The organism is Lyngbya sp. CCY1209 (assembly GCF_035615495.1).
Taxonomy (GTDB): Bacteria; Cyanobacteriota; Cyanobacteriia; order Cyanobacteriales; family Microcoleaceae; genus Limnospira.
Map to the genome: position 1 here is coordinate 1 of NZ_JAJENU010000414.1, position 23,545 is coordinate 23,545.

General features: G+C 54.0%; 16 protein-coding genes. 9 read left to right on the forward strand and 7 right to left on the reverse strand.

The annotated features are described in order from the left end of the window. Positions 1 to 182: hypothetical protein (locus LKE08_RS12140; protein WP_324704493.1), on the forward strand; the 182-nt coding region annotated here is incomplete at its 5' end. Between the two features lie 136 nt (positions 183 to 318). Here the strand turns inward: LKE08_RS12140 and LKE08_RS12145 are convergent. Next, complete coding sequence (locus tag LKE08_RS12145) at positions 319 to 600, reverse strand: HU family DNA-binding protein (RefSeq protein ID WP_324704494.1); 282 nt, start codon at positions 598 to 600, stop codon at positions 319 to 321. 72 nt (positions 601 to 672) lie between these two features. Here LKE08_RS12145 and tnpA point away from each other — a divergent pair, with 72 nt between their 5' ends. Next, a complete protein-coding gene (tnpA, locus tag LKE08_RS12150) occupies positions 673 to 1,071 on the forward strand; it encodes an IS200/IS605 family transposase (RefSeq protein WP_324704495.1) in 399 nt (132 codons plus the stop codon). Between the two features lie 187 nt (positions 1,072 to 1,258). Further along, the gene (locus tag LKE08_RS12155) at positions 1,259 to 1,930 is read left to right on the forward strand and encodes a sulfotransferase family 2 domain-containing protein (protein ID WP_324704496.1); all 672 of its coding nucleotides are present in this window, start codon (positions 1,259 to 1,261) and stop codon (positions 1,928 to 1,930) included. A gap of 80 nt (positions 1,931 to 2,010) precedes the next feature. Here the strand turns inward: LKE08_RS12155 and LKE08_RS12160 are convergent, their stop codons facing one another. Both LKE08_RS12160 and LKE08_RS12165 read right to left on the reverse strand, forming a co-directional pair. Further along, entirely contained in the window at positions 2,011 to 6,777 is a 4,767-nt protein-coding gene (locus tag LKE08_RS12160; RefSeq protein WP_324704497.1) for a tetratricopeptide repeat protein, read from the reverse strand. 59 nt (positions 6,778 to 6,836) lie between these two features. Continuing rightward, the gene (locus LKE08_RS12165; RefSeq protein ID WP_324704498.1) at positions 6,837 to 9,575 is read right to left on the reverse strand and encodes a tetratricopeptide repeat protein; all 2,739 of its coding nucleotides are present in this window, start codon (positions 9,573 to 9,575) and stop codon (positions 6,837 to 6,839) included. Between the two features lie 231 nt (positions 9,576 to 9,806). Here LKE08_RS12165 and LKE08_RS12170 point away from each other — a divergent pair, with 231 nt between their 5' ends. The 6 genes from LKE08_RS12170 (at position 9,807) to LKE08_RS12195 (ending at position 15,066) form a co-directional block, all read left to right on the forward strand. Then, positions 9,807 to 10,100, forward strand: a complete 294-nt coding sequence (locus LKE08_RS12170) for a hypothetical protein (protein ID WP_324704499.1) — start codon at positions 9,807 to 9,809, stop codon at positions 10,098 to 10,100. Positions 10,101 to 10,177: 77 nt separating this feature from the next. Continuing rightward, positions 10,178 to 10,558: an alpha-hydroxy-acid oxidizing protein gene (locus tag LKE08_RS12175; protein ID WP_324704500.1), complete on the forward strand. Its 381-nt coding sequence runs from the start codon at positions 10,178 to 10,180 to the stop codon at positions 10,556 to 10,558. Between the two features lie 381 nt (positions 10,559 to 10,939). Continuing rightward, the gene (locus LKE08_RS12180; protein ID WP_324704501.1) at positions 10,940 to 12,757 is read left to right on the forward strand and encodes a GMC family oxidoreductase; all 1,818 of its coding nucleotides are present in this window, start codon (positions 10,940 to 10,942) and stop codon (positions 12,755 to 12,757) included. Between the two features lie 49 nt (positions 12,758 to 12,806). Further along, on the forward strand, positions 12,807 to 13,886 hold the full coding sequence (locus LKE08_RS12185) for a ferritin-like protein (RefSeq protein WP_324704502.1): 1,080 nt from the start codon (positions 12,807 to 12,809) through the stop codon (positions 13,884 to 13,886). Between the two features lie 27 nt (positions 13,887 to 13,913). After that, positions 13,914 to 14,354, forward strand: a complete 441-nt coding sequence (locus LKE08_RS12190) for a hypothetical protein (protein WP_324704503.1) — start codon at positions 13,914 to 13,916, stop codon at positions 14,352 to 14,354. A 43-nt stretch (positions 14,355 to 14,397) separates the two neighbouring features. Continuing rightward, the gene (locus LKE08_RS12195) at positions 14,398 to 15,066 is read left to right on the forward strand and encodes a pentapeptide repeat-containing protein (RefSeq protein WP_324704504.1); all 669 of its coding nucleotides are present in this window, start codon (positions 14,398 to 14,400) and stop codon (positions 15,064 to 15,066) included. Between the two features lie 192 nt (positions 15,067 to 15,258). Here the strand turns inward: LKE08_RS12195 and LKE08_RS12200 are convergent, their stop codons facing one another. From LKE08_RS12200 to LKE08_RS12215, 4 genes are all read right to left on the reverse strand, one after another. Continuing rightward, a complete protein-coding gene (locus tag LKE08_RS12200; protein WP_324704505.1) occupies positions 15,259 to 17,028 on the reverse strand; it encodes a hypothetical protein in 1,770 nt (589 codons plus the stop codon). Positions 17,029 to 17,381: 353 nt separating this feature from the next. Next, on the reverse strand, positions 17,382 to 17,672 hold the full coding sequence (locus LKE08_RS12205; protein ID WP_324704506.1) for an RNA-binding protein: 291 nt from the start codon (positions 17,670 to 17,672) through the stop codon (positions 17,382 to 17,384). 382 nt (positions 17,673 to 18,054) lie between these two features. Continuing rightward, positions 18,055 to 18,729: a fasciclin domain-containing protein gene (locus LKE08_RS12210; protein ID WP_375341419.1), complete on the reverse strand. Its 675-nt coding sequence runs from the start codon at positions 18,727 to 18,729 to the stop codon at positions 18,055 to 18,057. Positions 18,730 to 18,965: 236 nt separating this feature from the next. Continuing rightward, positions 18,966 to 22,958: a transporter substrate-binding protein gene (locus tag LKE08_RS12215; RefSeq protein WP_324704507.1), complete on the reverse strand. Its 3,993-nt coding sequence runs from the start codon at positions 22,956 to 22,958 to the stop codon at positions 18,966 to 18,968. Positions 22,959 to 23,545 lie beyond the last annotated feature (587 nt).

The following is a 23,545-nucleotide window of genomic DNA, read 5'->3' on the forward strand; positions in this document are numbered from 1 at the left end:
TCTACTCTGAGGAGTTAGTTCGGGATATTGCTAATATTTACCGCGCTGATTTTGAGATATTTGGGTACAAGCCAGAACTAGATTTAGAGTTGACTGCTCAGGCTCCGTCTCAACCTTCACTTGCTCAAATAGAAAAAGATCTGCTCAAGTGGAGAGATGACTTGAATCAAATTAGAGGTTAATAAAGTTTGCAGACAAACGGAGATGGTTAGAATTTGTAGAGCCGCTCCCAAAATTAAAGCAATAGGGCGTATATAATACGCCCCTAAAGTTCTATATACTAACAGCTTCTCTCTGTTAATTGTTAATCAACTGTGATTATGAATCTGCCTCTTCTTTATCCTTAGAGGGTTTGATAACCCGGAAGTTAACCACTGTACGTGCTGGGACTTCAGTGGTTTCACCAGTTTCTGGGTGGGTTCTGGTTCTTGCTGGTTGCTCTTTGGGGGTAAATTTGCCTAAACCCCGGATCACGACAGACTCACCCTTCTCAATTTCCTGGGAGATGGCATCAAAAGCCAAGTCGAGAATCGTTCTCACCCTTTTCTTGGGCAGTTTGGCTTGTTCGGCGACGTGCTGCACGAGTTCACTTTTCTTCATACCCAGAAGCTCCTATGATAGGTGGGGGTAGCAAAATTATTGTTCTAAGTCTACTGTAGCAGGTGTTTGTCTATGCGTCAAGTCTATAGACACAATCTAACGTCAAGATCTTTGATTTGCTACCACTTGGTTTGGAGTTCCCGTCGCAAACGCAAGGTACTCAAGGGGATGGTAGCCATCAGACTCCGGGAGTTAATCCAAGAGGTCTGCGCCAATTTAGAGGTCGAAATTCTGACTCTCGAGATCCAGCCCAACTACGTCCACGCTTTTTTGGACTGCCCGCCGACCCTAGCCCCGCATCAGATTATCCATCGAATCAAAGCCTATACAGCCCGTCACCTCCGTAAAGAGTTTGAACATTTGCTGGTGCTACCATCAATATGGACTCGTTCCTACCTAGTTTCGACATCGGAGACCATCTCTCAGGAGATTATTGAGAATTATGTGAAACACCAAGGGAAAAAAGGATGAAACAAGACCCAACAGACCAGTCGATAACTATCAATGTCTCTGCTGTTGAAGTTGATAGACTATTTTGGTTAAGGCAGGTATACTGTGGTATGCTACCCTAAGACAAATATCAATAGATGGGTTAGATACTGCATTACAGTAAATCAAATATAGTAAATTAGCTGGGAAAAACTTAGAGATTGAAATTATGACCGAATTCTCTGAAAAATTACCAAATAATACATTTTTATTGATTCATATCCCTAAAACGGCTGGCACTTCTTTTAGGTCTCAAATAGAAAAAAAACTCAAGTGTATTTTTGAGTATGGGGCTGACCCAAAAACTTCCCCATTGGTACATGAGACGATAGATAAAGGTGACTTAACATCTTTTGTGAAATCATTTAAATCGGAGGGCTTTGAAGCTGTATATGGTCATTTTGAGATTGCTAAGTATCAGCCAATTGTAGACGACACGACAAAATTTGCTACTTTCTTGCGACACCCAATTCAGCGCTCTATATCTAACTACGAGCATTTTCGTAGACATTATGGGTATGATAAATCTATGGAGGAATTTTTCAGCAATCCCCATTTTTCTAATCAACAATCTAAAGCCCTTGAGGGGATAGAACTTGACCAGCTATTTTTTATAGGAATTACTGAGCGCTATAGTGATTCTATTAAACTATTTAATAAACTGACAAACCTTGAGATTAAGGATGTCAAAATAAATGATAATCCTCAAAAAAAAGTTGATGAGCAGTATTCATTAGATTATCAATCTTTGAAACTGATAGAAAGCAAGAACCAAAAAGACTTAGACCTATACTGTAAAGCCCAGTCAATTTTCGAGAAAAGATTTGCAGAAATCATGTAATTGTTGTGGCTGCGTGAATTTACAAAGGTGTGCCTAAAAAAGCTGGGTTCCTTCTTCCATAGCTATTGTTAGATCTAAGTCTAATCATCTGAGTTGCCATGTCGTAGACATAATGTTGCTAAGGGAACCTGGTTGCCGTCTTGCATCAGAGCTAGAATCAAAATTTCGACTTCACTGGGTGTTTCACTGACATCAATGGTTTTCACGAACCCGCTATCAAGAGCATGGGGTACATCTGGAAATACCTTAGCCACATCACCACGTTCCTGGTTCATTTTTGATTCCCCAATGATACGATCGCCGCACATAACCTGAATACCAACAGCGGGAGAATACTTGCCAAGCGCCCACCCCTGAACCAGCATATTTTCTTCATCAAAAGGCTGGTGTAGCTTTGGTGAGTCGATCGCACATCCTAAAAACGCCTCCTGATCTTCAGAAAGGAATATCGCCATCACCTGGTTCTCGTCATTATTGAGGCGAATGCTGTAATCCTGTCGGATGCGACTCAGGTTAGGATTATAATAAGGATCGTTTTTCAATAAATCTCCCCACCGCTGTTTCATTAACTTCGATTCTCGCTTAAACCGTTCTTCTTTTTCTGGGGTATCCTCATACCCGCGACTCTTAGACTCATAGTGATATAAAACCACATGAGGAAGATAGATATTTCGATATCCCTGGCGAACCAACTTCAAGCAGAAATCCACATCATTAAACGCCACAGCAAATTCTTCATCTAATCCGCCGACTTCCTCAAAAACCTCTCGCCGGCACATCAAACAAGCTCCCGTAACCGCCGAGTAGTTGTTGACAGTAATCAGGTGGTTGTAGTAACCCAAATGGTGGGCCTGATAACCCTTGTGGCTGTGGCCTGCAACCCCGCCAATTCCCAATACAACCCCGGCGTGTTGGACCGTATCATCGGGGTAGAGTAGCAAAGGCCCCACGGCGCCGATTGAAGCACGTTGAGCCTGTTCTAGCATCGCTTCTATCCAGTCGGGAGTTAATACCTCGGTGTCATTATTTAGAAACAGCAGATAATCTCCCCGGGCTTTACTCACGCCGTAGTTATTAATCTGGGGATAGTTGAAAGGTACGTCGAACTCGTAACAGCTAAACCGTTCGGGTTCTTTTTGTTTCCAAGCCTTGAGAATATCCAGGGTTTCTGGTTCGTCACTGCCATTGTCAATGACCACCACTTCATAGTTGGGATAAGTGCTTTTCTCAAAAATTGACCGCAGGCAATGATTGAGTGTCGTTCCGAGATTTCGAGTTGGGATAATAATGCTAACCCGTTTGTATTCTTGGATGTGATAACGAATGGTGTACTGACCGGGCAAATTTTGATGGTCGGAAACAATTCGGGCTTTTTCCCCACGACGAATAAAGGATTCATTCAGGGCTTTTTCGGCTGCTATATAAGCATAGAGCTTACTATTGGGGTCGTAGGCGGTGGAACCGCCATGCTGTCGCCAACTGTAGAGAACTTTGGGAATATGGAAAATTTTGTCGGTTTTTTCTGTAACCCGCAAGACCAAATCATAGTCTTGGCTGCCTTCATAGCCGACTCGGAAGTTACCGACTGCATTGACAAGCTCCCGACGATATACCCCTAAATGACAGGTGTACATCCGTGCCAAGAATGAGTCAGGACACCAATCGGGTTTAAAGTATGGGAAGACTCGTTGACCGTATTGATCTAACTTATCTTCATCGGAATAAATCATATCCGCATCGGGATGTTGATTGAGTACCAGTGCCACCTCATAAAGGGCTTCTGGTGTGATCACATCATCATGATCTAACAGTGCGATATACTCTCCTGTCGCCAATTCTAAAGCAGAATTAGAGGCGGCACAAATATGACCGTTTTCTGTCCGAAAAGCGACTTTAATTCGGTTGTCTTTTCTGGCATATTCTTCGAGAATCGGTTGAACCCAAGGTTCGGTTGAATTGTCGTCTGCGATACAGAGTTCCCAGTTCGGATAAACTTGGTTAGTTACAGATTCGATCGCCTGTCTTAAAAACCGTTCAGGGGTATTATACACGGGCATAATCACACTGATAATCGGTTTGTATCCCAGATAATTAACCGCCTGAGACATTTGGCGCAAGTCAGCGGGTCTGGGCAAATTTTCCCTCAACCACTGTTCATAACTTTCTTGATCGATGGGAAACTTTTGCTCAGATGGACGAGATTTTTTTTGAGTAGGAAGGGGAAGAGGGACGATTTCCTCCGAGGGTTTTTCAACTATAGGTCGTTCTAGGCCCTCATTTTTTTTTTGAATCACCTGCTCCAACCGAGCGGCAATTTCCCCATCATCCGGTTCGAGTTGCTGCGCCATCTGGTAAAAGACGATCGCCCCGTCCATCTCGGTGTGCCGCGCCAGCGTATCCGCCAACTTAACATAAAGCCCCGCGTCATCCGGCCTGATTTCGATCGCCTTATGATAGGTTGCCACATTGTCCGGCTCCTGCTCCATCACCTGCCGGTAATATCCCAGGGCCTCTTCTAAATCTTGTTTGGCCCGCTCCCGCAGGGCATCCGCCAGCTTTTCCTGAATGGCGGGCAAATCGGACTGGGCCGCGATCGCACCCCGGTAGCCATCCACCGCCGCTTCCCAATTCCCCAATTTCGCGGCCACCTCGCCCAAATTGTAGTGGGACCAGGGGAACTCCGGATTCAACCGCGCCGCCTGCCGGTAGGCCTCCGCCGCCTCTTTCCAGCGCTCCAACTGTGCCAGGGCATCCCCCAAACTGTTGTAGGACCAAGAATAATCCGACTTGAGGCCGATCGCTTTCTGATAAGCCTCCACCGCCTCTTCCCAGCGCTCCAACTTCAGCAGCACGTCCGCCAAACCGTTGTGGGACCAGAACAGATCCGGGTCCAACTGGTTCGCCTTTTCATAGGCCGCGATCGCATCCTCCCAGGCCCCCTTATCCCGGCGCAGATCCCCCAATTTCTGCCAGATCTCCGCATTTTCCCCGTCGAGTTCCGAGGCTTTTTCGTAATGCGCGATCGCCTCATCCTTCCGGTCAGTATTAGAGAACCCGTCTGCCAAACTCTTGTAAGCCGCGCCGTCCGCCGCATTCGCGTCCAACTCCAGGGCCCGACTCAGCACCGGAACCAGGTCAGCCCAGCGCTTCTGCCGCGCCAGCACCGTCCCCAAACCGTAGTGCGCCGGCGCCAAATTGGGGTCGAGCCCCACCGCCTGACGGTAGGCCGTTTCCGCCTCTTTCAACTTCCACTGTCGGTTGCGAATTTCCCCGATTTGGTGGTGAGCCCAGGCCCAATTCGGATTCGCCTGCAACAACTGGCGGTAAATCGCCACCGCCCCGTCCATATTTTCCTGTCCGACGAAAGCCTCGGCCAAGGATTGATAAAATACCCCCGGCTTCGGGTCGAGGGCGATCGCCTGACGGTAAGCCCCCTCAGCCTCGTTCCAAGCCCCCTGAGAGGCCTTCGCCTTGCCGATGCCGAAATAAGCCGCCGCCAGTCGGGGGTCGCCTTCGAGCGCCCGCTGGTAGCTCGCCAGAGCCTCTTCCGGCTTACCCTCACCCAAGCGGGTATTGCCCAGGCGGACGTGATCTTCCGGGGACGCCTTGTCCGGCTCCAAGGCCCAGGCCCGCTCCAGACAGCGGGAAGCCTCCGGGTTCCGTCCCATCCGCTCCAATACCTTCGCCAAATTGCGATAGAAGCCCGCCACATTTTGATTTTGGGCGATCGCCTGTTGGTAGCAACCCAAGGCCTTTTCCAAGCGTTCTTCCTGGGCGTAGAGACTGCCCAAATTGGCGTAAACCTCCGGGAACTGGGGCTGAATTTCCAGCGCCTTATTGTAAGAGCGCACCGCCGCCTCCATTTCCCCCAACACTTGCAGGGCATTTCCCTGAATTTTGTAAGCTTCCGCCAATTGGGGATTGAGTCGCAGCGCCTTCTGACAGGCCGAAACCGCCGGTTCCCACTGCTTGATCGCGCAGTAGGCTTTCGCCTCTTGCAGCAGGGTTTCCGGGTTAGCCGGACGCTTCACCGGGATGCCGTTGGTTGCATTTTGAGGGGGTGTCGCCTGAGGTCCGGCCGTCGCCGCCGCCAGGGTATCTTGGGAGGGGGCGACATTTCCGGAAGTCGCCGTCGCCGCCGCCAGGGTGTCGGCGGGAGTCTGGGCGGTTCCCCCCCAGGCTTTCAATTCGATCGCCTTGCGGAAATAGGGGGCAGCTTCGGGCATTTTCCCCTGTCGTTTCAGGGCTTCTCCCAAATTGTGATAGGCTGCGGCGAGGGTGGCATCGAGGCGGATGGCGTTTTGATAGCAAATGGCGGCTTCGGCTGTTTGGTCCTGTTGCAGAAACGTATTGCCCAGATTGAGGTGATCCTGTGCCGTCACCGCCTGGGGTTCGAGGGTGTAGGCTTTATATTGGGCCCGCAGGGCTTCGGCCGTGCGGTTGAGTTGAGTCCAGACCTTTGCTAAATTCCGGTAAGCTCCGGCAAATTCCGGCTTGATGGCGATCGCCTTTTGGAATGCCGCGATCGCCTGTTCCCACTGTTGCGATCGGGCGTAGAGACTGCCCAAATTGGCGTAAGCCTCCGCCCAGTTGGGTTGCAGTTCCAGAGCCTTCGCGTAACGTTGTTTGGCTCCTTCGAGATCTCCCTGGCGCAGGGATACATCCCCCAGGATCTTAAATCCCGCCGCCGCATTCGGTTGAATCTTCAATAGCTGTTCGCAAGCCTTGCGGGCATCGTCGATCTGCCCCTGCCGCAGGTAAACTTCCGCTTGTTGCTGGAGGAATTGGACGCTTTTTTGCAGGATCTCTTTGGCTTGCATGGTTTGGCTCTGATCGGACACACTCATTTCGATTCCCAAGGGTTAATTGTAATGGGTTTTGGCGCTTTGTTGACAAAAGATTTTTTTCACGAGATTCCCAACTGCCCTATCATGTGGTCGAGGGAAGCCCGACTCACCCAGATATCCTCAGTGAGGGAATTTTGGTACATCAGCGATCGCAGGGGATAGCAGGAAAAGCCGTCTCCGGTGATGGCATAGTGTTCCAACCCCAACGCCTGAGAAATCACCCAGTAGTAATGGCGGTCGTAGTGCGGGGAAATGAACTCGACCGCCTTCGTCCCGGGCCGGCAGAAGGCTAAATTGGTCAACCCGCTACCGTGGGGGCCGACGATAATTTTCGCCCGGGAGAACAGTGCCACCTGTTGGGAAAAGGACAGTTGTTCGAGTAGAATTCGCACGAACCCCAAGGGTTCCAAAACCGCCATCACTTCCTCCTCATTCAAAACCCGCCGATGTCGGGCGGTGGCGCGGCTGACGTAGATGCGATCGGGATAGTTCCCCGCATCTCCCTGAGCCCGGGGCAAAAACGTCCGCCGCAGGAACTCCAACCCCCACGGTTGCAGCCATCCCGTCGGGGAGGCGAAGGAGGGAACGAGTAATTGCCGCGCCCGGAGATAGGGGATGCGATCGCTTTCGATAATTTTAGATTCCGGAATGCCCAGGCGATTCAGGGTTTCCCGCTGAAATGGCAGTTGGCGGCTGTTGACGACGAACCCATCGACGCGATCGAAGTCCACCCCCGCCTGTCGCAACAGTTCGATGCGGGGCAGCACGTCCACCATCCAGTGAAAGTAGATGTGTCCGGAAATTCCCGAGAGTACCGCCACCGTCCCATCAATTTCCCGGGGGGGAGATCGAGGGGGGGCTCGCAAAATCCAGGGTTGCTCCGGTTCGGGTTTCGGACACCCCGGCAGGGGGGCGGGATATTCCCGGGACAAGTCCGTTAACAGTCGATTATCCGGCGTCAGGGTGGCGATCGCGCGGCAGACTTTCCAATAATTTTCCTGGGGGACGATCCAGGCCCGCCCGCCGGGAATAGCCGCGACGAAGGTTTCAAACGGGACTCTCACCTCCCCCGGGGAAGCCGTCCGCCGCTGCAAGCCGTATCCCAAATGGGTGACTCGAAACCCGCCGAAAATCCGCCGCAAACAGGGGGGACAATCCAACCCACCGCAGCGCGGCGGAATGTCTCGGGGGGTGGGGAAATTCTCTGAACCTTCCCCCGTCTCCTTCCCCAGTCGAATCGGGATATAGTGGCGATCGCTCAAATTGTTGGCTTCCAACCAATCCCGAGTGTTTTGGCGGGTAGGGGGAGAATCGACAATTCCCCATTCCCCATTCCCCATTCCCCATTCCCCATTCCCCATCTCCTCCGCTTGCAGCACTTTGCTGTAATAGTCGATCGCCAATTCCGAGTTGCCCTGCCGTTCGAGTAGATTCCCCAGCAGCCAGTACACCCGGGGCGAGAATGCGATCGGCGACAGCGCACCTATCGTCCGGGCCATGTGGCACACCGCCAGGGCCGCCCGTTCTCGCCCCTGTTTGACGAGGCAAGTTGCCAACTCCAAATACGTCTCCATCCGCAGGGGTCGGACTCGGAGAGCCCGTTGATAGTACCGGGTCGCCGCGTCGAACTCGCCGTACTGGTGGAGGGCGTTGCCCAAGTGATGGTAGGTCGCCTCCAAATACTCGTAAACAGCATCGGGGACATCCCGGCTTGTGTCTTCAGACCCGCCGCCGTTCTCAGAGTTCCCGATCGCTAAATCCAATTGTTGCAGGGTTTCCAAAAAGTGAGCGCAGGCGATTTGTGCCAGCAGCAGTTCGTCGGACCCGGCGTCGGCGGGGGTAAGGGAACCGAAGCGTTGGCAAAAAGCCCGCACGAATTTGGGTTTGATCGCGATCACCTTTCGGAAGCAAGCCATCGCCTCGTCCAGCCAACCGACGGCGAGGCAGGAGCTGCCGCAATCGCTGTAAAACATGATATTGTCCGGTTCGATCGCGATCGCCTCTCGGAAACGGGCGATCGCTTTTCGGTGGCGATTTTGCCGCTGCCATAACTTCCCCAAATTGCTGTGGACGACCGCCAAATCGGGTTCGAGGGCGACGGCGCGGCGGTAGGCGGCGATCGCTTCGGCCGTTTTTCCCAGAGTGGTTAGAGCCCAGCCGAGATTGTTATAAACCAACCCATCTTCGGGGTCGAGGGCGATCGCTTGTTCAAATACCGCGATCGCCTCTTCCACCCGATCTTGCTGGAGTCGCAAATATCCTAGGGTATTGAGAATTTCTTTGGCGTCCGGACAGCGAATTCGGCCCCGTTCCAGGACTTGAATGGCTTTTTCGATCTGTCCCCGCTCGTTCAACCGCAGAGCCCAGTCGAGATAGGCCCCGGACAACTTGGGATTGAGGGCCAGCGCCCGCCGGTAACGGTCGATCGCCGCGTCGATTTGTCCCTGCCAGTGCCGCACCATCCCCAAATAATAGTGCAGTTCCCCCCAGTTCGGAGCGCGGGCGATCGCCTGTTCGTAGAAGGAAACCGCCTCGTCCCACCACCCCAGATCCCGGTACAGTTGGGCGAGGTAGACGTACCCTTCCGCCCGGTCGGGGGCCAGTTCCAGGGCCCTCGTGTAGGATGCCATCGCCGCGATCGGTTGTCCGAGGGCCTCTTGAACCGTCCCCAGCAGTTGATAGGTGAGGACGGAATTGGGATCTCGGTTGAGAATTTGCCGACAAATGGCAAAGGCGCGATCAAAATTTCCTCGGGTCAACTCATTGTGAGCCGACGACTGCATTTGTTCAATGCTCATTCGGGTTTCGAGGTTTGGGTGAAGTTGGGATGTCTGATTCCCGTTGAGAGTTCGAGAGGGGGACACTCTATCTGCTTGGCAAGGCTTCCCACCGGATCGATTTTGACACATTCCCTTCCCCCTTCACCAACGGATTGGTTTCCCGAGCCGCGATCGCAAGTGTCGCCGGCCGGGAGTTCCCGGATTTGTGCTAAAGTGTGTCAGAATTTTGGGGCTTGAGGAATCGGACCAATGAAGCCAATTTACGTTGTTTTGATCGCGATCGCCACCGCCCTCGTCGGCGGCGGCATCGGATTTGTCGGGGGGGCGGCGATCGGAGGATTCGGTGGCATCGCCGGCGGCACGTTGCTGGGGGTCTGCATCACCACGGAAACGGCGAAGCAGGAAGGGCTTTTGACCGAAGAACAGGCCACCCAACTCGTCGATCGCATCCGCCAAAATGCCGAAACGGACTTGCAACTGCAATCCGGCGACTTGCAGGATTTAAATTGCGAAGAAGTCACCCGAGAGCTGCAATCTCAATAAGTATTTAGAACGCGATCGCCCCACCCTCAACCCACCCATCAACCTGTTCAATTACGAACAGGGGGCTGACGACGCTGTTGAGTTACCTGTCCACCCGCAGTTTGGAGGAGGTGGCCGCAGCCGTGGGGGACACAGCCGACATTCTCATCGACGGCGGCATCCGCCGGGGGACGGACATCCTCAAAATCCCGGCCTTGGGGGCGAAGGCGGTTTGGGTCGGGCGTCCTGTGTGGGGACTCGCCGCCAATGAAGAGGCCGGAGTCGGCCCGGTTTGGGATGGGCTGCGGGATGAATTGGATGTCGCAATGGCCTTGAGTTGCTGTCGGGCGATCGCCCATATTGACGGGAGTTGGGCCATCCGAATCCGGCACCATTGTTTCTCTGGTACTCCCTCATCAAGTCGCCGGAAAATTCATCCCCACCGGCTCGGGGACACGGGAAAGAAACGGAAAGTTTGATATCTTTTTTTGAGATCATCTTCGGCTGGTCCAAAAAATTGCCACGATCTCTTGACATTGCCCAAAAACCGGGTTACTTTATCTTTTGGAGGGTCATCGTGATCAATTAGGTCTAGCATCATCAGCCTTTTTCAAGCTCGCTCTTTGCTCCCCACTAGGCTGGCTCAACAAGAATTAAATTGGAAAAATAATTGTCGCAATTTTTTGCGACAAACCTATGGTAGTGCATCCCTTTGAATAGACCTAGTTAATCTGGCGTTTCTCAAGCCAGGATACATTCAGCTATCTGGCCAATTTGTAACATCAATGATTCTGCCGTCATTTCGGCAGGAGAGAAATCGCCGTTGACTCCATAAATTGATCGAGAAACCTAAAGAAAATATGAGTCAAGGTCAAAAAATTGTACGAGTCGATTGCCAGACCGCCTCTCAAACCTTCTATGATGTGGTCATCGTGGGAGCCGGAGTAGCTGGTGCGATCGCGGCGAAACAATTGAGCGAACAGGGAAAAACCGTCTTAATTATCGAGGCGGGAACCGGCGAGGGGTTGACCCTTGAGGGCTTTCAAAGTTACCTGGAAACCTTCTACGGGTCGGTGGCAAAGCATCCCAACTCGCCCTATCCCTACAACGCCAATGCCCCCAGCCCAACGGATGGTGCTTTCGGGTACTTCGAGGAAAAAGGATCCGTGCCCCTGAGCGGTTCCTATACCCGAATTTTGGGGGGAACCACCATGCACTGGGAAGGGAAAACCCTGCGGATGCTACCGGACGATTTCAAATTGCAGACCAACTACAAACACGGTCTGGATTGGCCGATCGCGGATCGGGATCTTTGGCCTTACTATCGCCAAGCCGAGTCCGAAATTGGAGTTTCTGGGGACGCCGCCGGACAAAGAAAACTGGGCATCACCTTTGAACACGATGACTATGTTTTCCCCATGAAAGAATTGCCCCCCTCTTATTTGGATCAGATCGTGGGCAAGAAAATAGAGGGGACGACTGTCGAGATCGACGGAGAGACGCGGGAATTAACACTCAGCACCTTTCCCCAAGGCCGCAACGGTATTCCCAACCCCGACTACAAACCTTACCTTTTCGCTCCCGAAGGACTCGCCAGCGTTCACCCGGTGGAGTACGGGGAACGGTGCCAAGGGAACGCCAACTGCGTCCCCATCTGTCCGGTTCAGGCCAAGTACGACGCCCGAAAAACCCTGAACAGCATCGCCTTTCCCGACCGCGTTCACCTGCTGCCCCAGGCCGTCGCCTCCAAGGTGGAAATCGACCCCGAAACCGGTCGCGTCACCGCCATTGGATACAAACACTACAAAGAGAAAAGCTCTCCCCAGCATACGGTGGGAACCGTCAGAGGGCGTTTATTCGTGCTGGCGGCCAATGCCGTGGAAAATGCCAAGCTGATGCTGGCTTCCGGCTTGCCGAGCACGAGCGGACTGATGGGCTGCCATCTGATGGACCATCCCTTTCTGCTGGCTTGGGCGTTGATGCCGGAAGTCACCGGTACGATGCGCGGGCCCCTCGTCACCTCGGGGATTGCCAGCTTCCGCACCGGACAATTCCGCAAGGAACACTGCGCTTTCGCGATTGATATCCACAACGACGGTTGGGGATGGTCAGGAACGGGGGCGACCGATATCGTCAGGGAGGCGGTCGACAAAAACCGCAAATATGGCTCCGAACTCCGCCAAGAACTGGTCAGCCGGATCTCGCGCCAACTGTTGCTGGCTTTCATGTGCGAATTGCCCGCCGACCCGAGCAACCGAGTCACCATCGATCCCAACTACAAAGATCAACTGGGCAATTATCGCCCCGTGATTCACTTTGATATCCCGGATTACTGCAAAAAAACAATGGCATACTGCCGCCAGCTTTCTCGGACGATCTTTGAGCGTTTGGGAGCCGAAGATCATACCCACTACGACCGGTCCGACCCCGCCTATTTTGAGTACGAAGGCGAGGGCTACTGGTTCCGGGGCGGCAACCACTTTTCCGGCACTCACGTGATGGGAACGACGAAATACAACTCGGTTGTCAATACTCAGCAGCGGTCTTGGGATCACGAAAATCTTTACCTGCTCGGCTCGGGAAGTATGCCCTCCATCGGCAGTTCCAACACCAGCTTGACCATCGCCGCCCTCGCTTTTCTCGCTTGCGAGCAGATGATCAAGGATTTGAACGCTTAGGCTCTAAAAACGACAAACCCAGAAACTCTCGCCCACAGAGGTATTACCTATGACCGATCGTTTAAGGTTGATTAAAACGGTTGAGGATTTGCATTACTATCTGATTCAGGGGATGATGATAGAACACGCAACCTTTCCCCCCTACATCACCGCCCTGTATTCCCTCAAACCCGGATCGAACCTGGAAGCTTTCCACATTATTCGCGCCGTTGTGGTCGAAGAAATGCTCCATCTCACCCTGGTCGCCAACGTGTTTAATGCAGTCGGGGGAAATATCAAAGGCGTGCTGACCGCAGATAGTTTTATCCCGGACTATCCCACCTATCTGCCCACCGGAGCGACCGACTTTAAAGTTCACTTGAGGAAGTTTTCCCCCGACACCGTAGAGATGTTTATGAACATTGAACGGTCCAAGGAGGTGCCGGACGATGCGCCCCTGGTACTTCCCCGCAACGAAAACCAATGGCTGCGGATTCAGGGTCTCGATCCCACCCAAACTTACTACAGCATCGGGCTGTTCTACGCGGAGCTGATCCGGGGTATGCAGGAACTCGATCGCGAGTACAAGAGCCAAGGTAAAAATCTTTTCTGCGGCGATCCGAAGAAGCAAGTTACCCCCGAATATTACTACGACGGGGGGGGAGAAATTCTCCCCGTCACCGATATTCGATCCGCCGTCCGCGCCTTGAGGATCATTCAAGAGCAAGGCGAGGGATCGAGACACGAAAGTATTTATGATGCGGAACGGGAACTGAGCCATTACTACCGTTTCCAACAGTTGCAGTTGGGTCAATACTACGTGATCGATAAAGAGAATCCCCTCAACTCCGATCACCCCAATCAGCCGACGGGTCAAACTTTTGACGTGGATTGGGACGCCGTTTATCCGGTGTTGGAAGATGCCAAACTCGGCGATTATCCGGCCGGCTCCGAGGTCTACACTCACGCCGAGGACTTCCAAAAAGCTTACCGTCAGTTCCTCGCACAGATTGAATTTGCCTTTAATGGTCATCCCGACAAGTTGCTGCCGGCGATCGCGGGAATGTTCAAACTCAAGGAGTTGGCGACCCAGCTTATTCGCAACCCCATTCCCGGCCAGGAAGGGGTGAATGCGGCTCCGATTTATTAATCATCATTTTTTGGAGGTCAATCACGAGTGGATATTAATTCGCCCGAATTGATGGAGTATTTCTTGGATTTCTCCGTAGAAGTTACCGGATTTTCTCGGTTTCATTTGCTCGGAACCGGTCAATCGACCCTGTACTTGGACACGGTTCGGGGCGTTGTCGGCAGCGAAATGTTGGCGGAACTGCTGCAAACCTTTCACGATCACGGCGCGGATGCGGTTCTGACATCTGGAAAACTCGGCCCGATCGCCCGCAACATCATGAAACTCTGGTACATGGCGACCTGGGAGGAACTTCCCCCGGAATGGCGGGAAAAATTTGGAACCCCGGTTAATGACGGTACCTTCATTGCCAGTCCCCACGCTTATCCGGAAGGGCTGGTGTGGTCGGCGGTCGGCGTCAACCCCCCCGGCGCCAAAGCGCCGGGATATGAAAGTTGGAGTTATCCGCCTTCGGTTCGCCTCCGTTAATTGAAGGTTAATTGCCCAAAAAATACCCTCATCAAGGTCAAACATGAACATTAAATCTTGGTTTCGCGGACTGTTTGCCGTTGTCTTCCCCGTTCTCCTGAGTGTCACCCTCTGGGGTGCGCCCGCTGACGCTTTCGTTGGATCGGATTACGATCAATTACTTCTCACCAACGAATGTAATGAATGCGATCTGTCGGGAGTTGATTTATCCGATAAGGATTTGTACGGTGCCGCACTGATTGATGCCAATCTATCGAATGCAAATCTATCAGGAGCTTTGTTGATTGAAGCCAAACTCGCAGGCGCGGATCTGAGCGGAGCGAATTTATCGAACGCGGAATTATCTGCTGTCACTTTATCAAAAGCCAAGCTAATCGGCGCTGATTTTTCCGATGCCATTCTATACAACGCCCTGATGGATGGGGCAGATTTGTCCGGTGCAACTCTCACCCAAACCGATGTAGAATCTGCGATTTTATCCGGTGCGAAGTTATTGAATGCGATCGCGAAAGGTGCCAATTTCAACCGTGCGATTTTATCAGGCGCTGATTTGTCCGGCGGAGATTTTTCCGGTGCCTCGATGAGGGACATCCGGTTATCCCAAGCCACTCTGACCAATAGCAAGTTCTCGGATGCCGATTTGTTTCGGGCCCGGATGCCCAATGATACGATTTACAACGGAGATGTCTCCCAGTTTGGAGCCGTCGATTAAGTCGGGCGATCGCTGCGACGCTTGGTTTTGGTGAACCCGCCAATTCTTAACAGCCTGCGGCTACAGGTCGGGATTTCAAATAAAATTGAACGTGATTTTCAGTTGTGAATCTTGACTCGTAGCCGCCCGGCTGATCCGGTCAAACATTTCCACCGTCCGCGCGGTCTCTTCATCGCCGCATTTGATCATCCATCACTCGTATTTCAAAATACAATTGGCATCCAAAATAATCCAACTCGGACTTTGAAAAACCGTACAGCGCCTCACCTCCTTCGCCAATGAAATATCGGGATTTTGTCGCAAGAGTTGGTGGGCATTTTCGCCTTCCGGAAAAATGAACATCCAATCGTTATTTTCGATGAATTCCGGGGTGAAGGAATAAGGGTCGATCAAAAAGAAATCGATATCGTATTTTTCAATAAAATCTCGCAGTTCTCGGGGATTTTGGCTGTAGTGGGCGCGGATCAAATCGAGGGTTCGCCGTTGAATTTGGTCGGCATAGCCGATTTGATAGGGGATGGCATATTCCCGCGCCATCAAAACCGATCGCTGCGCGAAGGTGGGGAGTTGGTTGGCTTCGCCGGATAGGGATGCGATGACGATATCTTTGGGTTGGTTTTGGAAAAATTCGTAAATTTCGGTCATCCGCCCCTGGCGATATTTGATCAGGGGAAAGTAGGGGACGAATGCCGGATAAAATAATAGTGAAATAACGATCGAGAAAATAGCACTGCCGGACACCCATTTTTTCCATTGCAAGCGATCGCGTCTCAGTATCCCCGACAGTTTCTCAAGAATGGCGGTTAAGGCGATGGCGGTGGCGACGGCGATAATGATGCGAAAACTCAGCCCCGTGTACCGACTCGGAAGGTGCAGTTTGAACAGAAAGGCGTGGGCGACAAAAAACATGAAAACCGAGGAGATCAGCAGTTGCAATAGCACCCAAATTCCGCTTTTGAGTTTGGCGATCGCCGGAAATTGTGCGGGGAACAGCAGCAAAATGGGCAGCAACAAACCGGCACATTGGGTGGCGGGAGTAAACAGGGATTTGGGAAACATCCCGCTGCGTCGCCCGGTGAACCAAATGTCGATAAAATTATCGTGAAAAAACAGACTTCGCCCGTTCAGAAAAAACTCCGGGGAGTTCATCGCTTCTGCTTTGCCAATCGTCGGGCCGAATTCTGAGGTGGCGATCGCGTAGGGAAGCAACACCATCACGGCGACAATTAATCCGATTCCGAATAAATGGTAATTTCGGTTATTTTTATAACGGGTCAATTTCCCCTGTTCAAAATTGACCAGTCTCAAAGTTAGGATGACCAGGGCGACGAACACATATTGGGGATAAAATAACCCGATCGCGGCGACGGTTATTCCCACCCCCAGGATCGAACGCCGGACGAGATAATACAAAAACGCCCAAAAAATCGGATAAATAAACGCCCGCGGTGTCCCGGAGGCGAGGTCGTCTTTCATCCAGATCGCCTGATTTGCCACCAGGGAACCGATCAAACCGGCGGCGGGAATCGGCAAAATTTCGACGCACAATCCGAAGCTGTAATAAGTGCAAAATAACCCCAAAATGGGGGGGATGATTTTGGCGAAGGTGAAGGGATCGATGCCCGCGATCGCCCCCAATTGATAAACGAATGTATATCCCCGAGGGGCGACGGATTGGAAGTAATCGGCGATCAGATCGTCGGGAAACAGGTCGCGATCGACGAACCGCAGCATCCAAAAAATGTGCTGTCTCGCGTCGTCGTGGACTAAATTCGGGGCGGCAAACGCCTGTCTGAGGGACAAAATGCCGTAAAGGGTTGCAAATGTCAGGCTCAGAACCCGCCAAAAGCTTGTCTGAGATGGAAAAATTCGATTCGGGTGGGTGATGAAATTCGATTCGGACATCGGCGATCGCAACATTTCCCAACAAAAAGACCCCCACCACCGAGGTGAGGGTTCCATTATCGGATCGATTGAACACCCAATGTCAATGGTTCTTGATGGCGATCGCCCGTTATCAAAAGGTATTTTTAACCGGAAAAAACCCTTGCTCTTGTCTCCCTTCAGCGGTTTTCCTCATCACCCTCGACAATTTTTAACCGAGAATGAAACAGCCCCCCCCTTACAAAGGGGGGCTGGGGGGGATGGGGGCGGGGGGGGCGGTTTCAATTCCCTACAACCCACAGGCCCACACCGGGCGTGCAGCCCTATACATTGCGATCGGGATCAGACGGATTCCGAAATTTGCGAGTTTCCAGATGAAGACCGACCCTCAAAATCTTCAATGGGATATCTCGGGCGATCGGCTTCTCAATTTAGTAGCTGCGAGAGAAGTTACCCCGACGACCACCACCGTTTCTGTTTTCCCGGGGTTTCGCCTTGTTAACTTTCAGGTTGCGACCCAGCCATTCCGCACCATCGAGGGCATCGATGGCTGACGCTTCTTCGGCTTCCGTAGACAATTCGACGAACCCGAAGCCGCGCATCTTACCTGTCTCCCGATCTGTGGGCAACTTGACCCGCTTGACCGATCCGTACTCGGTAAACACCTCAGTTAGATCTTCTTCTGTAACCTCATAAGCGAGATTACCGACGTAAATCGACATAAACTATCTCCTAAACCAGAAGAGTTGCGTAGAGAGTGAGGTTCTCGGAGAGAAACTTGCCAGCACACAACGCGAAAAACTCGTTAAGACTTGAAACAAATGCTACAACCGATACTTAATCCTCCACGATTCAGTATAGCACCATAACGGAACCGTTGGGAATAGTAACTGCCGATTTTTCTCGTATATTTTAAGGTCAGCTTTAGAATTCGTCTCCCACCCGGACGGCCGAGAAACGAAAACACCCTTCCGCTGCGCTATCCGGCCTTTTCGGAACCGTATGGCCCGCGATCGCGCCGGCCCTGGGGGAGAAAAGCGAAACCTGCATGAGTGTTCCAGGAAGCGGTCGGTTCTCATGCAGGGGGGACTAGATGCACCAAGATTACATTTGAGAGGGCATGATCACCTTGTCGATGACGTGGATCACGCCGTTGCTGCCCATGATGTCGGCTTCGACAACCGTGGCTTCGTTGACCATCACCATACCGTCAGCCACGGAAAGCGTCACCGGTTCCCCGGCGACGGTTTCAACGGAACCGTCGGTAATTTCGGCGGCCGTCACCTTGGCGGGGACGACGTGGTAGGTAAGAAGTTGGATCAACTGATCCTTATTTTCGGGCTTGAGCAGTTCTTCGACGGTGCCTTCGGGCAGGGCCGCAAATGCTTCGTCGGTGGGGGCAAAGACGGTGTAGGGACCTTCGCCGGACAGGACTTCGGCCAATTCTGCCGCGTCGAGGGCCGCCACCAGGGTGCTGAATTGATCTTGGCTGCTGGCGATCGCCACAATGTTGTCTGCCGCATCAGACTCCATCGTTGTCGCGACCTCTTCGCCCGTCGCATCGGCTTCCGCGTCGGCCGTTTCCGTTTCGACGGGAGCCATCGTTTCATCCGCGACGGGTTCGGCAGTGACAGATTCCGTGGTTTCTACGATTTCTTCCCCGGATTCTCCCGTGGTGTCGGTGGCGGAGGGCTGGCCGCAGGCCGCCAGAACCGTCGCGCCGCCGAGGGCGACCAACAGGAGGAAAAACCGTTTGCCGAGCAGAGTCATTGTATTCATGTGCACAGAACTCCCAGAAGACACTCGAATAGAGTTTGATTTAATTTAACGCATCTTAACACAAGTTAACAGAGCGTCAAGTCAGCCGGCAAGTCGGGGCCGGGGGGGGATCGGGGCGACCGGAGGCTCGCTCTGATCGCCTGCCAGATGAGCTGTTGCCTGTTGCCGACTCCCGACTCCCTAATACCGACTCCCGACTCCCTACGCCCCATTCCCCATCCTGGCGGGATTCAATCTCACCCCTGGCGATCTTTGAGCCAGAACGTGACCATCTGTCCCCGCCCTTTCACGTGGATGACGCCGCGCTCCTCGAAAAGGTACTTGTCGTTCAAGGCCGCTTTCGTGGCCGCCGTGACCTGGATGCGTCCGGCCTCCCCCTGGGACTCCATACGGGAGGCGACGTTCACCGCATCCCCCCACAGGTCGTAAATAAATTTTCGCGTCCCGATCACCCCCGCCACCACCGGCCCGGTGTTGATCCCGATCCGCAAACGGAAGGGTTCGCCATCTTCCCGGCGGAAGTTGGCAATTTCCCGCCGCATATCCAGGGCCATTTCCGCGATCGCCTCGGCGTGGTCGTCCCTCGGAGTCGGCACGCCCCCGACCACCATGTAAGAATCCCCGATGGTCTTAATTTTCTCCAAATGGTGCTTCTGGGCGAGTTCGTCGAAACAGGAAAAAATATCGTTGAGCAGGTCCACCAACTCCGTGGGGGCGATGCGGGAGGAGAACCCGGTAAAATCCACCAGGTCGGCGAACATCACCGTCGCCCGTTCAAACCGCTCGGCGATGGAGTGGGGGTTCTGCTTCAGGCGTTCGGCGATCGAGCGCGGCAAAATATTCAACAGCAACCGTTCGGACTTCTGCTGTTCCACCCGCAGGGCATCGAGGACCCGGCGTCGTTCCGTGGTGTTCCGGGCCACCCAAATCACACTGTTGTCCGGCATCGGCGAAACGGTGGCGGCGAACCAGACCAAGTCCCCCGTCTCGGATTGCACGGCGTTCACGGCCCCCGTCTCCCCCGGCCGGGGGGGAGCCAGTTGCAGACTGTATTCCAAATTGAGGGTCTGCCCGGTTTGGATCACCTTCTGGATGTGGTCGTAAAACAGTTGGGCCTGGGGGGGAGGAAACACCTCGAACACAGTTTTTCCCAGGCGGTCGGCCGTCGGCGTGTAGATCACCTCGGCGTTGGTAGTGACAATTTTTTTATAGCGCCCCTCCCCGTCGAAGACCGCGATCACGTCGGTCATAGCCGCAAACAGCGCCCGCAATTCCGCCTCGGACTCCCGCAGGGCGGCTTCGATGCGCCGCCGTTGGGCCACTTCCCGGACCAGGTGGTGGTTGGCCTCCTGGAGGGCGGCGGTGCGCTCGGCGACCCGAAGTTCCAACTCATCCTTGGCCCGCTGCAGGGCGGCTTCGGCCTCTTTGCGGTCGGTGATATCTTCGACGGTTCCCTCGTAGTACAGCAATTCGCCCTTGTCGTCGCGGATGGCGGAGGCATTTTCGGAAATCCAGCGAACCCGGCCGTCGGCCCGCCGGATTTGGGATTCAAAATCCACCACCGACCCCCGCTCCGAGAGCAGTTGGACGAATTCTTCCCGCCGCCGCGGATCGACGTACAGTTGAGCTTTGATGTCGATCAAATTGGTCATCAGCAGGGCGGGGGACTCGTAGCCGTAAATCCTTGCCAGGGCGGGGTTGGCGCTGATATAGCGCCCGTCCGGGGTAGTTTGGAAGATGCCTTCGACGGCATTTTCAAAGATGCTGCGATAGTTGGCTTCGGCCCGTTTGAGGGCTTCCTCAGCGCGGCGGCGATCGCTGATGTCGATGCCCACGAAAAAGGCCGCGTCGCCCCCGTCGTATTTTCGGGCGGCGATCAGGTATTCCCGGGGTTCGCCTTTGACGTAGGTGGTGACTTCCCGATAGGCTTCCGAATTGGAGCTCTGGAAAAAAGCCTGAACGAAGCCGTTGAATTCCGGGCTGGCCTGCAGGAAACCGATGTGCTGGCCGACGAAGGCTTCCGCCGGCAGGTCGAAGGTTTGGGCGAGGAATCGGTTGACGCCGAGGTAGCGCAGATCGGAGTCGATCCAGGACACGGTGCCCGGGACGACGTTGAGCACGGCTTCCAACTGATTTTGGGTCATTTGCAGGGCGGCTTCGGCCCGCTTGCGGTCGGTGATGTCGATGCCGATGACGAAGGCGGCGCGGTTATCGTCATATTTTTGAGCGGCGATCAGGTAGTAGTGCCGTTGGGCGTCGAGGAGGACCGAGATCTCCCGGTAGGCTTCCACTTGGGGGGTTTCAAACAGATTTTGCACGAATTTCTGGAATTCCGAACCCCGGCCGAGGAAGCCGATGTGTTGGTTGGCGAAGGTTTGCCGGGGCAGGCCGTACAGGTCGGCCAGTTGTTGGTTGACTTCCAGGTAGCGCAGGTCCGACGTCACCCAGGATACCGTGCCGGGGACGGCTTCCAGGACGGCTTGCAGGCGGAGATTGGCCTGTCGCAGGCCTTCTTCGGCCCGTCGCCGCTCGGTGATGTCGATGCCGACGACGAAGGCGGCGCGATCGCGGTCGTATTTTTGCGCCACGATCAAATAGTGCCGGTCTTCACCGTCAATTTGGGTGCGGACTTCCCGGTGGGCCTCGCGATCACCGGAGGCGAACAGGTCGGTCACGAAGTCATTGAATTCGGAGCTGGTGCCAAGGAAGCCAATGTGGCGGTCGGCGAAGGCGTCCCGGGGCAGCTTGAACAGGTCGGCCAAGGCTTGGTTCACTTCGATGTACCGTAAATCCCGGCTGATCCAGGACACCGTGCCAGGGACGGCCTCCAATACCGCCTGCAGGCGGGCGTTGGCGGTGCGGAGGGCTTCGGCGGCGCGGGTGTGTTCGACGATCTCCTGGACCAGGTGGTCGTTGGATTCCCGCAGAGCGGCAGTCCGTTCTTCGACGATCTGTTCGAGCTGCTCGTTGACCTGTTTGAGTCGGGCTTCGGCCCGTTTGCGGCTTTCGATCTCCTGCTGGAGTTGCAGGCGGGCCCGTTCGAGTTCGTGGGACTTCTGTTGGAGTTGTTCGGCCCGCTCGGTACTCTGGCTGACTTCCGCGAGCAGGGAGATCACCATTTCGGAGGTGTTGAAGGTTTCGGCCTCGAATCCCAGCCAGGGCAGGGGGTGGATGCGGTGGGGGCTGGTGTGGAGGATCTCGAATTGGCCGTCCGCCCGGGCCCGGCCGATGCGGCAGACTTTCCCGACGTGGTGGTTGGGTTCCATGTGCACGATCCCCCCGGGGGCGAGGAAGTTTTGGCCGTAGGCGGCGACGCGCACCCGCTCCGGCTCGAAGGACTCAGCCAGCTCGACGGCCTGCTTCCACAGGTAAACTTGGGTGTAGGCGGCTTCGATGGGGTCGCTCGTGACGCGATCGCGCCCGTATCGGTTTTTGAAATGTTCGACAAATCGGCGATTTTCGGGGGTGTCCAAACTCTGGAAATAACTCCAGCAGCTCAGGTGCCCGGCCGCCGCGTCTCCGATGCTTTGCAGTTCGGTTTCGGAGACGGAGGTAGCCACGATCGGGATCTGCTCGGCGGTGAGCCGGGCCTCCCGAAACTGCCGGTAAAAGGCGACGTTGCCGTCCCCGCTGAGGGTGTTGAAAACGACGTCGGGCTTGGCCTGACGGATGCGGGAAATCACCGAGCGGAAGTCCTGGACACCGAAGGGGACGTAGGCTTCCCCCACCACCCGCCCCCGCTTTTGGTGGAGCTGAATTTTGACCAGTTGGCTGACGGCGTGGGGAAACGTGTAGTCGGAACCGAGCAGGTAGACGCGACTGCCGATATTTTCCAACAGCCAGGATACAGCGGGTTCGACCTGTTGGTTGGCACAGGCGCCGGTGTGGAAAATGTGGGGCGAGTTTTCGAGTCCTTCGTACTGGACTGGATACCACAGTTGGGCGTTCAACTCTTCCAAGACGGGTTTGACGGCCAGACGACTGGCGGAGGTCCAACACCCAAATAGGGTGGTAATTTGTTTCTCTTGAATCAGTGTCCGGGCTTTGCGGGCAAAACAGGCGGCATCCGATTCCCCATCTTCGATCGCCGGCTCGATCAACTGGCCCAGAATTCCGCCGCTCTGGTTGATTTCATGAATTGCCATCAGTTCGGCATCTCTGAGAGGGGCTTCGCTGATCGCCATCGTCCCACTCAAAGAATGCAGTATCCCGACTCGTACACCTGGCATAGCTGCTTAACGCTTATAGAACTTGAGCACAAACACCGATTCCAACTGCACCCTCATGTTTTGGCCGATGTTGAATGCCCCTCGGGTCTATTCTACGGAACACACCTTCGATCTTAACCAACTTTGCTAAGATACACCCTTGCCAAAAACCTGTCCATTCGGGGGAACAACTCACCCGTCATCAACTCACGCATTCCCAAATCAAAAGTCTTTTTGACTTGAAACTTTTGACCCTTTCGGGTTCCGGGAAAATTCGGCGCTTTCGAGTCCGGACGGGTCGGGTTCAAGATGACCGTCGCCCGCTCGCTTTCCTCTCGGGGAGACCCTCGGCGATCGCGGTGCCTTTCGGGTCGAATCGGAAAAACGGCTGGAATTTTCGGTATTTCCCTTCCGATACCTGATCTCTTCTAGTTTGGCACACTTTCGAGATCGTATGATTGTATCACATCATACAGGAGAGATTAAAAGAGTTTAAAGTTTCGGGGGCGATCGCGGCAGCGGTGCGTCCGGGAGGCGGCCACTGTCTGGCGCGAGTTGACGCTCTCGATGCCCCCGCCCGTCCCTTCCCCTGTCGGCAATCAAGGCGA

What these genes read in the sequence shown, in the direction of transcription:
- LKE08_RS12185 (WP_324704502.1), top strand. Translation starts at nt 12,807, where the DNA reads ATGACCGATCGTTTAAGGTTGATTAAAACGGTTGAGGATTTGCATTAC.
- LKE08_RS12180 (WP_324704501.1), top strand. Translation starts at nt 10,940, where the DNA reads ATGAGTCAAGGTCAAAAAATTGTACGAGTCGATTGCCAGACCGCCTCT.
- LKE08_RS12195 (WP_324704504.1), top strand. Translation starts at nt 14,398, where the DNA reads ATGAACATTAAATCTTGGTTTCGCGGACTGTTTGCCGTTGTCTTCCCC.
- LKE08_RS12215 (WP_324704507.1), bottom strand. Translation starts at nt 22,958, where the DNA reads ATGCCAGGTGTACGAGTCGGGATACTGCATTCTTTGAGTGGGACGATG.
- LKE08_RS12165 (WP_324704498.1), bottom strand. Translation starts at nt 9,575, where the DNA reads ATGAGCATTGAACAAATGCAGTCGTCGGCTCACAATGAGTTGACCCGA.
- tnpA (WP_324704495.1), top strand. Translation starts at nt 673, where the DNA reads ATGCGTCAAGTCTATAGACACAATCTAACGTCAAGATCTTTGATTTGC.
- LKE08_RS12145 (WP_324704494.1), bottom strand. Translation starts at nt 600, where the DNA reads ATGAAGAAAAGTGAACTCGTGCAGCACGTCGCCGAACAAGCCAAACTG.
- LKE08_RS12170 (WP_324704499.1), top strand. Translation starts at nt 9,807, where the DNA reads ATGAAGCCAATTTACGTTGTTTTGATCGCGATCGCCACCGCCCTCGTC.
- LKE08_RS12155 (WP_324704496.1), top strand. Translation starts at nt 1,259, where the DNA reads ATGACCGAATTCTCTGAAAAATTACCAAATAATACATTTTTATTGATT.
- LKE08_RS12210 (WP_375341419.1), bottom strand. Translation starts at nt 18,729, where the DNA reads ATGAATACAATGACTCTGCTCGGCAAACGGTTTTTCCTCCTGTTGGTC.
- LKE08_RS12160 (WP_324704497.1), bottom strand. Translation starts at nt 6,777, where the DNA reads ATGAGTGTGTCCGATCAGAGCCAAACCATGCAAGCCAAAGAGATCCTG.
- LKE08_RS12205 (WP_324704506.1), bottom strand. Translation starts at nt 17,672, where the DNA reads ATGTCGATTTACGTCGGTAATCTCGCTTATGAGGTTACAGAAGAAGAT.
- LKE08_RS12200 (WP_324704505.1), bottom strand. Translation starts at nt 17,028, where the DNA reads ATGGAACCCTCACCTCGGTGGTGGGGGTCTTTTTGTTGGGAAATGTTG.